The 15,865-nt window shown below is 74.9% G+C and carries 11 protein-coding genes; 2 read left to right on the plus strand and 9 right to left on the minus strand.

Going from position 1 to position 15,865, the window contains the following annotated elements; translation table 11 throughout:
* Positions 1 to 7 precede the first annotated feature (7 nt).
* The 6 genes from ABZW14_RS23320 to ABZW14_RS23345 all read right to left on the minus strand — a co-directional run bounded on the left by ABZW14_RS23320 (position 8) and on the right by ABZW14_RS23345 (position 9,052).
* A complete protein-coding gene (locus tag ABZW14_RS23320; RefSeq protein ID WP_355350171.1) occupies positions 8 to 1,387 on the minus strand; it encodes a glycosyl hydrolase family 18 protein in 1,380 nt (459 codons plus the stop codon).
* Positions 1,388 to 1,546: 159 nt separating this feature from the next.
* On the minus strand, positions 1,547 to 3,925 hold the full coding sequence (locus ABZW14_RS23325) for a discoidin domain-containing protein (RefSeq protein WP_355350174.1): 2,379 nt from the start codon (positions 3,923 to 3,925) through the stop codon (positions 1,547 to 1,549).
* 91 nt (positions 3,926 to 4,016) lie between these two features.
* Complete coding sequence (locus ABZW14_RS23330) at positions 4,017 to 5,117, minus strand: L-dopachrome tautomerase-related protein (protein ID WP_355350177.1); 1,101 nt, start codon at positions 5,115 to 5,117, stop codon at positions 4,017 to 4,019.
* Positions 5,118 to 5,225: 108 nt separating this feature from the next.
* Complete coding sequence (locus ABZW14_RS23335) at positions 5,226 to 7,487, minus strand: catalase (RefSeq protein WP_355350180.1); 2,262 nt, start codon at positions 7,485 to 7,487, stop codon at positions 5,226 to 5,228.
* Positions 7,488 to 7,562: 75 nt separating this feature from the next.
* Positions 7,563 to 8,222: a 4'-phosphopantetheinyl transferase superfamily protein gene (locus ABZW14_RS23340; protein ID WP_355350183.1), complete on the minus strand. Its 660-nt coding sequence runs from the start codon at positions 8,220 to 8,222 to the stop codon at positions 7,563 to 7,565.
* Positions 8,219 to 9,052 (minus strand): metallophosphoesterase, encoded by an 834-nt coding sequence (locus ABZW14_RS23345; RefSeq protein ID WP_355350186.1) that lies wholly within the window; start codon positions 9,050 to 9,052, stop codon positions 8,219 to 8,221. Before ABZW14_RS23345 ends, ABZW14_RS23340 begins: the two co-directional genes overlap by 4 nt.
* A 157-nt stretch (positions 9,053 to 9,209) precedes the next feature.
* Between ABZW14_RS23345 and ABZW14_RS23350 the strand changes: the two genes are divergently transcribed.
* Complete coding sequence (locus ABZW14_RS23350; RefSeq protein ID WP_355350189.1) at positions 9,210 to 9,983, plus strand: hypothetical protein; 774 nt, start codon at positions 9,210 to 9,212, stop codon at positions 9,981 to 9,983.
* On the opposite strand, the gene pip is transcribed toward ABZW14_RS23350, so the two are convergent.
* The 3 genes from pip to ABZW14_RS23365 form a co-directional block, all read right to left on the minus strand.
* Positions 9,976 to 10,932 carry a prolyl aminopeptidase gene (gene pip / locus ABZW14_RS23355; RefSeq protein ID WP_355350192.1) on the minus strand — a complete coding sequence of 319 codons (957 nt, stop codon included), beginning with the start codon at positions 10,930 to 10,932 and terminating at the stop codon, positions 9,976 to 9,978. The two genes, ABZW14_RS23350 and pip, sit on opposite strands and share 8 nt — an antisense overlap.
* Before the next feature lie 43 nt (positions 10,933 to 10,975).
* Positions 10,976 to 11,350 (minus strand): hypothetical protein, encoded by a 375-nt coding sequence (locus tag ABZW14_RS23360; protein ID WP_355350195.1) that lies wholly within the window; start codon positions 11,348 to 11,350, stop codon positions 10,976 to 10,978.
* A 96-nt stretch (positions 11,351 to 11,446) separates the two neighbouring features.
* Entirely contained in the window at positions 11,447 to 12,316 is an 870-nt protein-coding gene (locus ABZW14_RS23365; RefSeq protein WP_355350198.1) for an alpha/beta hydrolase, read from the minus strand.
* Between the two features lie 133 nt (positions 12,317 to 12,449).
* On the opposite strand from ABZW14_RS23365, the gene ABZW14_RS23370 reads away from it, so the two are divergent.
* Positions 12,450 to 15,764, plus strand: a complete 3,315-nt coding sequence (locus ABZW14_RS23370) for a BTAD domain-containing putative transcriptional regulator (protein WP_355350201.1) — start codon at positions 12,450 to 12,452, stop codon at positions 15,762 to 15,764.
* Positions 15,765 to 15,865: the final 101 nt, after the last annotated feature.

A 15,865-nucleotide genomic window follows, 5' to 3' on the forward strand; every position in this document is an offset into this window, starting at 1 on the left:
GCTGTGCTCAGGCCGGCAGCCGCCAGACCTGGTTGGCGCCGCCGAAGCAGTCCCAGATCTGGAGCCGGGTGCCGTTGGCGGAGCTGTTGTCGGTGGCGTCCAGGCACTTGTTGGACTGCGGGTTGCGCAGCGTGCCGTTGGACTGGGCCTGCCAGACCTGGGCGCCGGTGCCGTTGCAGTCCCAGAGCTGCACCTTGGCCCCGTTGGCGGTGGAGCCGCTGGCCACGTCGGCGCACTTGCCCAGCGCCCGCAGCGTGCCGTCGCCGGCCACCGTCCAGCTCTGTGCGGCGGTCCCGTTGCAGGTGTAGAGCTGGATCGCGGTGCCGTTGGCGGTGCCGGCCGCGGCGACGTCGACGCACTTGCCGCCGATGCCGGTGATCGGGCCGGTACGCCCGCTCGGCGGCGGGGTGCCGCCACCCATGACGGTGTCGTAGATCGCGCTGACCAGCGAGGTCGAGCCCGTGGTGTCCTGGGACAGCTCCCAGTTCATCATCCCGCCGGCGTTGGCCAGCGCCCACTGGGTCTTGCGCTTCACGGTCGGCACGCCGTTGTAGCACTGCTGCGTCCCGCTCACCGTCGTGCAGTCGCGGTTGGCGTTGGCCGGGTCCATGCCGACCAGCGCCGAGTAGGTGTAGTAGCCGGGCCGGCTGTAGAAGGGCACGCCGAGCACCGCCTTGGCGGCCGGCAGGCCGCGTGACTTCCACACGTTGACGCTGTTGATCGACCAGTCGTAGTTGGCGTGCGGGCTGCCGCCGTCGTACGCCATGATGTTCAGCCAGTCCACGGAGCCGAAGACCGCCGGTGGCACGCCGTCGACGTAGTAGCCCTCGGAGACCACCGCCGCGGTGAGCAGCTTGCCACGGCTGTGCAGCGCGCTGCCGAGCTGCTGCATGAGCAGCGTGTAGTTGCTGGCCGAGGCGCCCGGATCGGGGTATTCCCAGTCGATGTCGACGCCGTCGAGGTTGTACTGGTTGACGAAGTTGACCACGCTGGTGACGAACGCGCCGCGGGCGCCGGAGTTCGCGGCGAGCGCCTCGAACGCGGAGTCGTTTCCGTCGTTCCAGCCGCCGATCGCGATGGACACCTTGACGTTGTTGGCGTGCCCGAGCGACACCAGCGAGGAGAGCTTGCTGGGGTTCTCCACCGGGCGCAGGCTGCCGTCGTTGTTGGGCAGCGCGAACGCGTAGTTGATGTGGGTGAGCTTGCCGTACTGGATGCTGTTGACGCTGCCGCTCCACGACGGCATGTAGCCGACGCTCTTGAAGTTGTTCGGCAGGACGACGGCCTCGGCGGCGGCCGGGGCCAGCGCGAGCGTCGCGGCGGTGGTGGCGAGCGCGAGCAGGCCGGCGGCCACGGGGGAGCGGCGGCGGGGGCGCGGTGCGGACATCGAGGGCCTTCCCGGTGCAGGGGGCGCCGTGCCCCCCACCCGGCGCCGGTCGGGCCGGGCCGGGCGGGGCGTACGGGTCGGACAGGGGGACGGTCTTCCTCGAGGTAGGCCAAATATTAAAGAGTATTAACTAAGCCGTCAATGATGCCTTTCGATGGATCACCCGGCGTGGACCTCCAACTGGGCGAGCTGGCCCGCCGGCCAGCCGGTGTTGCCGGTGACCTGGACCCGCACGTACCGGGCCGGGGTGGCCGCGAAGGTCAGCGTCACCTGGTTGCCCGTCGCCGGATCGAACACCCGGCCGGCGGAGGCGACCAGGGTGCGCCAGCTTCCGCCGTCGGTGCTGCCCAGCACCGAGAGGGTCTGGGTCCGCGCCGACCAGGCCGGCGACGGCGGCACCCGGAGCACGACCCGCCCGACCGGCCCGGCCGCGCCGAGGTCCACCTGGACCCACTGCGGGAAGGCGTTGTTGACGCTCTCCCAGTAGGTGTCGGGGTTGCCGTCGACCACGTTCCCGCTGCCGTAGCTCTGGGTGTGGCTGCTCTCGGTCGTCGGCCGGCCCCGGGCCAGGTCGGTCTGCGCCGCCGGGTCGGTGGTCACCGTGACGGCGTTCGAGGGCGCCGAGACGGCGCCGGTGGTGTCCCGGGCGACGACCGTGAAGGTGTACGCGGTGGCGGGGCTGAGGCCGCCGACGGTGGCCGAGGTGCCGGTGACCGAGGCGACCGTGGTGCCGCCCTGGCGCACCTCGTAGCCGGCCACCCCGTCGGCGTCGGTGGCCGCGGTCCAGGCAAGTGACACGCTGGTGGCGGTCCGCCCGGTCGTCGTCAGGCCGCCCGGGGCGGTCGGCGGGGTGGCGGTGCCGGTGGCCGCGTACACCTCGACCTGCGCGAGTTGGGCCGCGGGCCAGGCCGTGTTGCCGGTGACGGTGACCCGGACGTGCCGGGCCGTGGTGGTCGCCACGGCGACGGTGGCGGTGTTGCCGGAGCCGGGGTCGAACCGGACGCCGGCCGGGGCGGCCAGGGTGGTGAAGGTGCCGCCGTCGGTGCTGCCCTGCACCGACAGCGTCTGGGTCCGCGCCTCCCAGCCGGGTGGCACGGCGAGGACCAGCCGGGCCACCGGGTACGCGGCGCCGAGGTCGACCTGCCACCACTGCGGGAAGGCGTTGTTGGTGGCCTCCCAGTAGCTGCCGCGGTCGGCGTCGACGGCGTTGCCGGCGGCGAACGGCCCGTTCTGGCTGCTCGCCGACGCCGGCCGGCCGGCGGCCAGGTTGCCGGCCGGCGGCTGCCCGCCGCCGGCGACCGGCGGGGTCGGGCGCACCGCGGTCAGCGCGAGCTGGCCCTTGAGCATCCGGCCGCCGTCGGCGGTGATCCGCAGGTAGTAGTCGGCCGAGCAGAAGGTGCCGTCCTCGTCGAGCGCCCGGATGCCGGCGCCGGCCGGGGTGGTCGCCGCCGTCTCGCTGGTCTTGGCGATCTGGTTGCCCTCGTTGAACTCGTCGAACATCGAGACGTAGAGGCCCTGCGCGCCGAGCCGCACCATGTTGTAGAGGTGCCGCCAGTAGAAGTCGCCGTGCCGGCGGTGGCCGGCGGACAGGTCGCCGGGCATCACGCAGGGCTGGTAGTCGATGCCGTGCGCCTGGCAGTCGGCCAGGTCGGGGACGTTGACGTTGGTGTGGAACCAGTCCAGCCCGTCGAGGGTGCCGGCGCGCCCGACCATCCACGGCGAGAGCATGTGGAAGGCGTGATAGACGTCGGCGAAGCCGGGCCGGGAGTCGTTGATGCCCTGCCGCCAGTAGGTGGGCACCCCGCCGATGACGTAGCAGCCCTGCGCCCTGAGCCACTGCACGACGTCCAGGCAGGCGGCCGGGGTGAACGGGCGGCCGTCGTCGTTGAACCCGAAACCCCAGACGCAGACCACCGGCTTCCCGTTCTGCCGCGCGTACGCCGGTGAGGCCGTGTGCGCCGACATCCGGGTGGTCCAGTCCTCCTTGAGCTGCGACTGCATGGCCGCCCAGCCGGTGACGTCGTACATGACGTAGAACTTGCGGCCGAAGCGCTCGGCGGCGGAGCGGACCTTCGCCGCCATCGCGTCGCGGGTCGGCCCCTCGTCGCCGAACGGGTTGAACCGTTGCAGCGCGGCGGTGTCGCAGCCGTGCTCCTGCATCCAGCGGAAGTGGGTGTCCACGGTCTGCTGGTCGTAGGAGGAGAAGAGGGTGGCGGGCTGGCCGCCGCCCAGGTTCGGGTAGGCGGTGGCGTAGCCGCGGGCGTACTCCCGCATGTCCGGCCAGGACACGATCGTGGTGTTGGTGGGTGAGGGGGACTGGAACCGGTCCCGGCTCCAGTGCCACCAGCCGCCGATCGGCGCGCCGTCACCCGGGCAGCTGAACCAGCCCTGGTAGCCGACGGAGACCTTGCCGACCACGTCCCCGGGGGGACTGGCCGCGGCGGCGGGCCGGGTGAGGGTGGGCACCAGGTCGGGGAGTGCGGCGAGCGCGGACCCGGCCGCCACGGACCGGATCAGGGTACGGCGGGTGAGCGCCATGACGACCGCTCCTTCGGGGAAGGAAGAAATTGACGGTCATCATGGCAGTGTTGGACATGGGATTGCAATACTCAGACTCGTCGATGAAAAATCAGCGCAGCCGGACCGGCCCGGCATCGATGCGGACCCGGAACAGGGCGTACGGCCGGCGCCGCAGGTCCCTGCCGCCCTGGTACTTCGCCTGCCGGTGCAACTGGTTGGCCGTGACGTAGAGGTGGCCGTCGGCGGCCACGGACATCGTGTCGGGCCAGAGCAGCCGCGGGTCGTGCACCACGGTCTCGAACTCGCCGTCCGGCCGGCGGCGCAGCACCGCGTTGTGCTCGTAGGAGGTGAGGTAGAACGCGCCGGAGTCGTCGGTCTCCAGGCCGTCGGAGCCACCGCCCTTGTCACCCTCGTCCACCACCGTGGCCGCCACCTGCTCCTCGCTCAGCGTCCGGTCGGCGAGGGCGTCGGTCGACACGCTGTACCAGCGGCGCGAGGCCAGCGGGCAGTAGTGCAGCCGGGAGCCGTCGGCCGAGATGGCGATGCCGTCCGAGCCCATCCCGACCGGCTTCGTCGGCCCGTCGGCCGGGCGTTCCAGGAGCGGCCGCCCCTCCACGACCGGCCGGAAGGAGGCCGGCGGCTCGGCCTTGGTGGACGGGTGGTCGTGCAGCCGCCGCCACGACGCCCCGGTGGCCAGGTCCACCACGACGATGCCGTTCGGCCCCGAGTCGGAGGAGTCGGTGAGGTAGGCGAGGCCCGCGTCGCCCCGGCGCAGGTCGAAACGCACGTCGTTGAGGTACGTGGTGGGCAGCGCCACGTCGGCCGGAAAGGTGATCACCTGCCCGACGGCGTCGGTGTCCAGGTCGACCCGGACGAGCTTCGGTCCGCCCGGCTTCGTCGGCCGGAACATCGGGCTGCCGGTGTCGACCACCCACAACCGGTCGGCCGGGTCCACCACGATGCTCTGCACCGAGACGAAGGCGTTCGCGTCGTCGTCCCCGGACGGGCTGTTCCGGGCCTGGTCCGGGTAGGGCACCTCCCGGCCGTCGCGCAGTTCCACCACGGTGGCCGGCACCTCGTCCCCCCAGTGCGGGAAGTTCACGAAGATCCGGCCGGTGTGCGACACGCTCACGCCGGTCGGCATCGGCCCGGTGAAGGTGTGCACGAGTTCGAGGTCGCCGACCGGCTCGCCGCCCATGGGCCCGTTCATCCGCCGCTCCTGACTGTGAGGCCCCCGTCCTTCCCGCCGGAACCGGGCACAAACGTGGCGGCACGCCGGAGGGGCGGCCCCGGACGGGGCCGCCCCTCCGGCGCCGGCTCAGGAGACCGGGGCGGGGAACCGCTCCCAGACCCGGTGTGCCCCCATGAGCTGTTGCACCGCGCCGAAGACCTCGGCGCCGGAGTCGCCGGTGGCGACGCCGGGCGTGCCGGACACCCCGGCCTGCCGCAGCACCTCGGCCCCGGCGCCCCAGGCGCCGATCGCCTTGGCGTGCCGCCAGGCCTCCTCGACCAGCAGCAGCACCCGGGGGTCGACGGTGGCGGAGCCGGCCGCGCCCGCCTTGGCGTCTCGGGCGGGAAGCGCGTCGGGCGCCGGCGCCGGCGCCCCGGCCAGCAGGACCGCGTCGAACTCCACCGACCGGCCGGTGGCGAAGGTGCGCTGAACCGGCAGGTCGCCGACCGTGCCGCCGTGCGCGGCGACCAGCAGCGGCACCATGCCGGCGGCGAACACCGCCCGCCGGACCTCGCTCACCCCGTCGAGGTCGTTGCCCGGGTCCACGACGATGCCCACCGTCCGGCCGTCGGCCGGCCACTCCCGGCCGACCTGCGACAGCGCCGGGCTCGGCTGCACCTCGGCCAGCGGCACGGTCGGCTTCGGCGCGGGCAGGCCCAGGCCGGTGGCGACCTGCTCGCACAGCACCGGGTCGATGTTGGCCAGGCACTGGAGCTGGCGTTCCTTGATCGCCTGGTGGTAGCACTTGCCGAGCTCGAACGTGTACGTCCGGATGATGTGCTCCTTCTCCACCGGCGACATGCTCAGCCAGAACAGCCGTGCCTGGCTGTAGTGGTCGTCGAACGAGGCCGGGGCCGCCCGTACCTTCGGTGCCTCCGCGACCGTTACCGGCGTGTCGACGAACGCGTTCTCGCGGTCGCCGGCCGGGAAGGGGTTGCCGCCGTCGAGCGAGTTCGGCCGGTAGGGCGCCACGCCCGCGTGCACCGCGTGCTGGTGGAAACCGTCCCGGAGCATGTCGTTGACCTCGGCGTGCGGCCGGTTGATCGGGATCTGGGTGAAGTTCGGCCCGCCGAGCCGGGTGAGCTGCGTGTCGACGTACGAGAAGAGCCGGCCCTGCAACAGCGGGTCGTTGGTGACGTCGATGCCCGGCGGCAGGTGTCCGAGATGGAAGGCGACCTGCTCGGTCTCGGCGAAGAAGTTCCGCGGCGTCCGGTTGAGGGTGAGCCGGCCGACCGGCTGCACCGGTGCCAGCTCCTCCGGCACGATCTTCGTGGGGTCGAGCAGGTCGATCCCGGCGAAGGTCTCCTCGGGCGTGTCCGGGAAGACCTGGATGCCCAGCTCCCACTCCGGGTACGCGCCGGACTCGATGGCGTCGTAGAGGTCGCGGCGGTGGAAGTCCGGGTCGACGCCGCTGATCAGTTGCGCCTCCTCCCAGGTCAGGGAGTGCACACCCAGCTTCGGCTTCCAGTGGAACTTGGCCAGCACCGTCGCCCCGGCCTCGTCGACCAGCCGGAACGTGTGGACGCCGAAGCCCTCCATGGTCCGGTAGGAGCGGGGGATCCCGCGGTCGGACATGTTCCACATGGTGTGGTGCTGCGCCTCGGTGTGCAGGGAGACGAAGTCCCAGAAGGTGTCGTGGGCGCTCTGCGCCTGCGGGATCTCCCGGTCCGGGTGGGGCTTGCCGGCGTGGATGATGTCCGGGAACTTGATCGCGTCCTGGATGAAGAACACCGGCATGTTGTTGCCGACCAGGTCGAAGGTGCCCTCGTCGGTGTAGAACTTGGTCGCGAAGCCACGGGTGTCGCGGACCGTGTCCGCCGACCCGCGCGAGCCGAGCACCGTGGAGAACCGGACGAAGACCGGCGTCTCCCGGCCCTTCTTCAGGAAGCCCGCCCGGGTGACCTCCTCGGCGGTGCCGTAGGCGACGAAGACGCCGTGCGCGCCGGCGCCGCGCGCGTGCACGACCCGCTCCGGGATGCGCTCGTGGTCGAAGTGGGTGATCTTTTCACGCAGGTGGTGGTCCTGGAGCAGCACCGGGCCCCGCGGGCCGGCCTTCAGCGAGTGGTCCGTGTCGCGCAGCCGGGCCCCGTTGGCGGTGGTGAGGAAGGCGCCCTGCTGCCCCTTCGCGGTCTTCGGCACGCCGGTCTCCGCGCCGGTCGGGGTGCGCGTGTCCGGGGCGCCCTGCTCCTCCTTCGGCGGCAGCGGGCCGTGCGGCGTGGTCGGCTCGTCGAACGGGGGCGGGGCGCTGCCCGGCGCGCCCGGCACGTCCGGGGTGAGGACGTCGGTGACCTTTCCCGCGGCGGCCTCCACGACATCCTTGACGACCTTGGCGGGCTTGCTGGAATCCATCAGGACCTGTCCTCCAAGCGGCGAAATGACCAGGTCCTCAGGGCCCTACCCTCAGCCGTAGGGGGCAAACCCGGATCAACGGGGCACGGCCACCGCCGTGAGAACCAGTCCGTCGGCGACCAGCCACCGGCCGTCCAGCGCGGCCAGCGGCGGGCCGCCGTCGGCGCGGGTGGCGTCGACCAGCACCCGGGCCGTGAAGCTCCCGGCGGCCGGGTCGACGGACAGTTCGGCGTCCTCGAAACCGAGCCAGCGCCCGGTCAGCGGGTACCACGCCTTGTAGACCGACTCCTTGGCGCTGAACAGCAGCCGGTCCCAGTGCACGGCCGGGTGGGCGGCGCGCAGCCGGGCCAGCGCCGCCGGCTCGCCGGCCGTGGTGACCACCTCGGCCACGCCGCCGGGCATCGGTTCGTGCGGCTCGGCGTCGATGCCGAGCCCGGCCAGCGCGGTGTCCCGGGCGACCGCCGCGGCCCGGTAGCCGGCGCAGTGGGTGATGCTGCCGACCACGCCCGCCGGCCACCGCGGCTCCCGCTTCGGGCCGGGGCGGATCGGCGCCGGGGCGTACCCGAGGCGGGCCAGCGCCTCCCGGGCGCAGCGGCGGGCGGTGACGAACTCGCGGCGGCGGGCTTCCACGGCCCGGGCGAGCAGGTCCTCCTCGCCGGGCCACGGCGCCTCGCCGGGGATGTCGGAGAACGCCTCGACGGCGACCGCCCCCGCCGGGAGCAGGGTCTCGATCACGCCGCGCCGCCGAGGATGCGCCGCATCGGCCGCGGCTCGCCGCCCCGCCGGCCCCACTCGCGCGGGTAGCCCAGCGACACCTCCTCGAAGCGCACCCCGTCGTAGTGGGTGGTGCGGGGGATGTGCAGGTGCCCGTACACCGCCACGGCCGCGCGGTGCCGCAGGTGCCAGTCGGCCGTGCGATCGGTGCCGCACCACTGGGCGAACTCCGGGTACCAGAGCACGTCGGTGGGCTGGCGGACCAGCGGCCAGTGGTTGACCAGCACGGTCGGCAGCGCCGGGTCGGCGGCGGCCAGCCGCCGCTCGGTCTCGGCGACCCGCTCCCAGCACCAGGACTCCCGATCCGGGTGGGGGTCGGGGTGCAGCAGCATCTCGTCGGTGCACACCACCCCCGCCGCGTACGCCGCCCGCAGCGACTCCTCCTTCGAGGTCGTGCCCGGGGCGCGGAACGAGTAGTCGTAGAGGAGGAACAGCGGCGCCACGGTGACCGGCCCGCCCTCGCCGCGCCACACCGGATAGTCGTCCTCCGGGGTGAGCACGTCCAGGTCGCGGCACATCCCCACCAGCGCGTCGTAACGGGCCCGGCCGCGCAGGGTCACCGGGTCCGCCGGGTGGGTCCACAGCTCGTGGTTGCCGGGCACCCAGACGACCCGGGCGAACCGGTCGCGGAGCTGCCGCAACGTCCGCTCGACGTCCGCGAACACCTCGCCGACGTCGCCCGCCACGATCAGCCAGTCGTCCGGCGACTCCGGCCGCAGGCCGTCCACGACCGTGCGGTTCTCGGCGTACGACACATGGAGGTCACTGACCGCGAACAGCGCACCCGTCACCCGATCGATCTTGCCAGCGCCGCCGCCGGATCGGTAGGCGCGGGCTTGAGCGGTGTCGGGGGTCCGACGCACAATGGCGGGCATCGGTGTCGCGACCCCGGCGGCGACGCAGGGCCGCACGGGCTGAAACGTCGACTCTTCACGGAAGGGGCGACGGATGCACCCGATGCTGCGTCGGCTCGACGACCTCGCCGCTCATCTCGCCACCCGGCCGGACACCGTGGCGCTGCTCGGCCTCGGCTCGGCCGGCGCCGACCGGGACCGGCTCGACGATCACTCCGACCTGGACTTCTTCCTCGTCGTCGCGGACGGCGCGGTGAGCCGCTACGTCGACTCGACCGACTGGCTGGCGGCGCCCTGCCCGGTGGCGTACAGCTTCGCCAACGAGCGCAACGGCCGCAAGGCGCGCTACGCCGACGGGATCTTCGTCGAGTACGCCGTCTTCACGGTGGCCGAACTGGCCCGGTTGCCGTTCACCGGCGCCCGGGTGGTCTGGCAGCGCCCCGACGCCCCCGCCGGGCTGGCCGACAGCGGTGCGGCGCCGCGCCCCGCCACGCCGTACGACACGGTCGAGTTCCACCTCAACGAGGCGCTCACCAACCTCTACGTCGGCCTGCACCGGGAGCTGCGCGGGGAACGGCTCACCGCGGCGCGGTTCATCCAGTCGTACGCGGTGGACCGGGTGCTCGCCCTGCTGCGGCTCACCGAGCCGTCGGCGGCACACCGGCGGGACCCGTTCGACCCGAGCCGCCGGGTCGAGCAGGCGTACCCACCGGAGGTGCTGCCCCTGGCCGCCATGGTCCCCGGCTACCGGCACAACGCGGCGGCCGCCCGGGCCACGCTCGACTGGCTGGCGGCCCGGTTCCCGGTCGATCCGGCCGTCGGCGAGCCGGTCCGGGCGCTGCTCGCGGAGGCGGGGCGGGTCAGCTGAGCAGGTCGGCGAACCGGTCGGTGGCGCGGAGCAGTTCCCGGGCGATGCCCGGCTCCGCGGCCGAGTGGCCGGCGTCGGGCACGATCCGCAGCTCGGCCTCCGGCCAGCGGCGGGCCAGGTCGTACGCGGACACCGGCGGGCAGCACAGGTCGTAGCGGCCGTTGATGATCACGGCGGGCAGGTGCCGGATCCGGTCCACGCCGTCGAGCAGTTGCGTCTCGGTGAGGAAGCCGCCGTGCACGGCGTAGTGGGAGAGGATCCGGGCGATCGGCAGCGCCTGCTCCTCGGCGGTGAAGTGGGCGAGCACCCCCGGGTCGGGGCGCAGCGAGGAGTTGACCGCCTCCCAGCGCCCCCAGGCGACCGCGCACGCCTGGGCCTGCGCCTCGTCCGGCCCGTGCAGCCGCCGGTGGTACGCCGCCAGCACGTCGCCGCGCTCGGCGGCGGGGATCGGCGCGAGGAACCGCTCCCACTCGTCGGGCTGGAGGTGGCGCAGGCCGCCCTGGTAGAACCAGTCCCGCTCGCTGCGCCGCAGCAGCAGCACACCGCGCAGGATCAGCCCGGTGACCCGGTCCGGGTGGGTCTGGGCGTACGCCAGACCGAGGGTGACCCCCCACGACCCGCCGAACACCAGCCACCGGTCGACGCCGAGCCGCTCGCGGATCGTCTCCAGGTCGGCCACGAGGTCCCAGGTGGTGTTGCCCCGCAGCTCACCGAACGGGGTGCTGCGCCCCGCGCCGCGCTGGTCGAACAGCACGGCGCGGTAGCGCAGCGGGTCGAAGAACCGTCGCGCCGCCGGCACGAGGCCGCCGCCCGGCCCGCCGTGCAGGAAGACCACGGGTACGCCGTCCGGCCGCCCCACCTCCTCCACGTAAAGCTCGTGGCCGTCGCCGACGGCGATGCGGTGGGTGGCGTACGGCTCGACGGGCGGGTACAGGCGTGGCTCGGTCATGCCGCACCATCCTGCCCGCTCCCGGCCGGTCGTGCGGGGACGGTCAGCAGGCGACGCTGCTGCCGAGGTTGTCGAGCAGGGCGTCGGCGACCCAGCCGGACACCCCGGTCGTGCTGTCCCGCAGATAGGTCCAGGTGTAGGTGGTGTGCCCGTTCGCGCTGACCCGGTCGCCGTTGGTGTAGCAGTGGAAGTCGACGCTGTGGCTGAGCTGGCCGTAGCCGAGGGAACCGCAGGTGGTGTGCGGGCCGGTGCGGATGTTGACGTTGCTGGCGTTGAAGAGCGTGCCGAGCTTGGTGTCGATGTTGGAGTGCGCGTGGCTGCACGTCGCGCTCGCCGGAACGGCGGCGGTCACCACCGCGACACCGGTGCAGCCGACCGTCAGTGTGACCGCCGCCGCGACCGAGGAGAACTTCCGCATGCCGATCAACCCCCGAACGTGAGAACTCCCACACGTAAAGTGATCAGAATATTTGCATCTTCCACGGTCTCGGGCAAGAGTGCGCACGCGCTCACCTCATCGGGCCAGCAGCGCGCGCAGCTCCTTCACCACCTCGGCCGGGGCCTCCTCGGCCATGAAGTGCCCGTACGACACCGGCACGTGCCGCAGGTCCGGCGCCCAGGCCCGCCAGCGCGCCGCCGCGTCGAAGCCGAGCGCGGCCCCCCAGTCCTGCTGGAGCACGGTCACCGGCATCCGGAGCACCCGGCCCGCCCCGCGGTCCGCCTCGTCGTGCGCGAGGTCGACGCCGGCCGACGCCCGGTAGTCCGCCACGATCGAGGGGACCGCCGCCCGGCAGGCCCGCAGGTACGCGGCCCGCACGTCGGCGGGGATCGCGTCCGGGTCGCCGGACCAGAGGTCGAGGAAGTGCCCGAAGAACTCGTCCGGCGCGGCGCCGATCAGCCGCTCGGGCAGCCCCGGCGGCTGGGCCATCAGGTAGAGGTGGAAACCGACCGCGGCGGTGACGCCGTGCATCACCTCCCAGGTGTCGAGGGTGGGCAGCACGTCCAGCGCGGCCAGATGGGTGACCGTCTCCGGGTGGTCCAGGCCGGCGCGGATCGCCACCAGGGCGCCCCGGTCGTGCCCGGCCAGGGCGAACCGGTCGTGCCCCAGCGCCCGGGCCAGCGCCACCACGTCGGCGGCCATGGTCCGCTTGGCGTACGCGGTGCCGTCGGTGTCCGCGGGCTTGTCGCTCTCGCCGTAGCCGCGCAGGTCGGGGCAGATGACCGTGTGGTCGGCGGCCAGGTCCGCCGCGACGTGCCGCCACATGAGGTGGGTCTGCGGGAAGCCGTGCAGCAGCACGACCGGGCGGCCGGTGCCGCCCACCGCGGCGTGCAGGGCGACGCCGTCGGCGACGGTGACGCGGCGCGACTCGAATCCGTTGATCATGAGGTGTCCTCTCCGGGGTGTGTTCGGGTCCGCGTCGAGCCTCCCCGGTGCCGATCAGCGGCCGATCAGTATCGGATGAGTGCCCCGGCCGGGCCGCCGGTGCGCGGGTACCGGGCTGCCTAGAGTGGGCGGGGTGACCAGCCCGCCGCCCGTGCCCCCGGTGACCTTCGGGGTGCTCGGGCCGCTCGTGGCGGCCGGCGAGCGGGGCCCGGTGGCGCTGAAGGGCGCCCGGCAGCGTGCGGTGCTGGCCCGCCTGCTGGTCGCCTGGGGGCGCGTGGTGCCGGTCGACCGGCTCGTGGGCGACCTCTGGGCGGAGCCGCCGGAGGGCGCGGTCGGCGCGGTGCGCACCTTCGTGGCCGACCTGCGCCGGGCGCTGGAGCCCGACCGGCCGCCGCGCCGGCCGGCCCGGCTGCTGGTCACCGCCCCGCCCGGGTACGCGCTGCCGGCCGCCCCGGAGGCGGTCGACGCGGGCCGGTTCGAGGCGGCCGTCGGGGCGGCGGGAGAGTCGCTGGGGGCCGGACGCGCCGGACCGGCGCTGGCGGCCCTGGACGACGCGCTGGCCCTCTGGCGTGGCCCCGCATACGCCGAGTTCGCCGCCGAGCCGTGGGCGCGGGCGGAGATCGACCGGCTGGACGAGCTGCGGATGCTCGCCGTGGAGCGGCGCGCCGAGGCGCTGCTGGCCCTGGGCCGGGCCGCCGAAGCCGTCGGCGACCTGCGCGCCCAGGCCGCCGCCCAGCCGCTCCGGGAGGAGACCTGGCGGCTGCTCGCGGCCGCCCTCTACCGGGCGGGCCGGCAGGGCGACGCGCTCGCCGCGCTCCGGGAGGCCCGCGCCGTGCTGGTCGGGGAGCTGGGGGTGGATCCCGGGCCCCGGCTGCGCCGGCTGGAGGCCGACATCCTCGCCCAGGCCCCGCACCTCGACCAGGCGCCGGTCGCCGTCCCGGCCGCGCCACCGGCCGGGGGAGCGAGGGAGGAACGGCGCCCGTTCGTGGGGCGCGACGCCGAGCTGGCCAGCCTCACGGGACTGGCCGACCAGGTGGCCCGGCGCGGCCGGCCCGCCCTCGCCCTGGTCTCCGGCGACGCGGGCGCGGGCAAGACCGCGTTCGTCGAGGCGCTGGCCGACCGGCTCGCCGCCGCCGGCTGGACCTGCGCCGTCGGCCGGGTCCCGGAGTACGAGGGCGCACCGGCCGCCTGGCCGTGGACCCAGCTCGCCGCCGCCCTGCCCGAGCCGCCCGGGGAACCGCCGCCCGTGGCCACCGGCGGGCCCGGCGGCGGGGCGACGACCGGCGGGGCGACCACCGGCGGAACGACGACCGGTGGGCCGGTGGGCGGTGGGCTGTCCGGCGCGCCGGTTCCCGGTGGCGTGTCCGGCGACACCACCGCGGACGTCACGGGCGCCGCGGAACCGGCCGTGGCCCGCTACCGGCTGCACCGGACGGCGGTCGCCCGGGTGGGCGCGGCGGCGCGGCGCCGGCCCGTGCTGCTCGTCCTCGACGACCTGCACCGGGCCGACGAGGACACCCTCGACCTGCTGACCGCGCTGTTCACCGGCCCGGAGCCGGTGACCGGGCCGGTGCTGGCGGTCGGCACATACCGGGCCACCGGGATCACCCCGGCGCTGACCGGGGCCCTGGCCCGGCTGGCGCGCACCGAACCGGTCCGGGTCTACCTGGGCGGGCTCGCCGAGGCGGAGACCGCCGAGCTGGTCCGGACGGTGGCCGGTGCGGCCGACCCGGACACCGTGCGAGCGTTGCACCGGCGCAGCGGCGGCAACCCGTTCTTCGTCCGGGAGCTGGCCCGGCTGCTCGCCGCCGAGGGCGCCACCGCGCTGGAGCGCGTACCGGCCGGGGTACGGGACGTCATCCGGCACCGCCTCGCGCAGCTGCCCGAGGAGACCGGGGCGGTGCTGCGGCAGGCCGCGGTGCTCGGCCGGGACCTCGACCCGGAGGTGCTGGCCGCGCTGGTCGGCGAGGAGGCCATGCTGGACGCCGTGGACCGGGCCGCGCAGGCGGGGTTCCTCACCCCCGACGGCGCCCGCTTCGCCCACATCCTCGTCCGCGACACCCTCTACACCGACCTGTCGGCGCCGCGCCGGGCCCGCTGGCACGCCGCCGCCGGCGCCACGCTCGAACGGCTCCGGCCCGGCGACGTCACCGCCCTCGCCCACCACTTCGGACAGGCCTCCGGTCCGGACGCCGCGACCCGGGCCGCCCGGTACGCCGCGGCCGGAGCCGTTCGCGCCGAGCGGCGCTGCCACCCGCACGAGGCGGCCCGGCTGTGGCAGCAGGCCGTCGCCGCCCACGACCGGGCCGGCGGTGCCGACGTACGCGGGCGGCTGGCCGCGCTCATCGGCTGGGGGCGCGCCCTCGCCGTCACCGGGCACCTCGACCGGACCCGCCGGCTGCGGGCCGAGGCGGTCGCCGCCGTCGAACGGCTCGCCGACCCCGGCCTTACCGCCGACGTGCTGGCCGCGTTCGACGTGCCGGCCGTCTGGCCCCGCAATGACGACGAGGCGCTGTCCCGGCGGATCGTCGCCGCCGCCGAGGCCGCCCTCGCCGCGCTCCCCGCCGACCGGGGGGCCCGGCGGGGCCGGCTGCTCTGCACCCTCGCCCTGGAGCTGCGCGGCGACACCGGCGACCGGGGCCGGCGGGCGGCGGGTGAGGCCGAGGAGATCGCGCGCGGCCTCGGCGACCCGGCCCTGCTGGCCTTCGCGCTCAACGCCCGCTTCATGCACGCCTTCGACCGGGCCGGCCGGGCCCCGGAACGCGCCCGCATCGGCGCCGAACTGGTCGACCTGGCCGACCGGCACGGGCTCGTCACCTTCGAGGTGCTGGGGCATCTCATCGCGCTCCAGGCGCACTGCGCTCGCGCCGACCTGGCCGCCGCCGACGCCCACGCGGCCGCCGCCGACCGCCTCGCCGCCCGCTACGAACTGCCCCTCGTCGGCGTCTTCACCGCCTGGTACGCCGCTCTCCGGCTGGCCGTCGCGGGACGCCGTGCCGAGGCCGAGGCGGCGTACCGGGCGGCGGCCGTGCGGCTCGACGCCGGGCAGATGCCGGGCATGGCCGCCGGGCTGCTGCCGTTCGCCCTGCTCTGCCTGCGGCTGTCCACGGGCGACGATCCCGGCCCGGCGCTGACCGAGGCTGACTCCACCGGCCCGTACGCCCCGTGGGTCCGGCCGCTGGCCCTGCTCGCCGCCGGGAGCCGGGACGAGGCCGCCGCCGCGCTGCGTGCGCTGCCCGAGTCGCCGCACGACCTGCTGCGGGAGGCCCGGCTCTGCGTCGCCGCCCGGGCCGCCCTCGACCTCGACGACCGCCCGGCCATGGCCCGGCTGCACGCCGCCCTGCGCCCCGCCGCCGAGGAGCTGGCCGGTGCCGGCAGCGGCGTGCTCACCGCGGGTCCGGTGGCCCGCTACCTCGCCGACCTCGCCGCCGCCCTCGCGGCCGACTGACCGGACCCGCCGGCTCGGGCCGCGCCCCCGGCGACCCGCTCATGCGCCGCCGGCGCCGCGCGCCCAGGCGGTATCTCACCGTCCACCAGGGGTGGACGGCG

Source organism: Micromonospora sp. NPDC004551 (assembly GCF_040609975.1).
In the GTDB taxonomy this organism is placed as follows: Bacteria; Actinomycetota; Actinomycetes; order Mycobacteriales; family Micromonosporaceae; genus Micromonospora.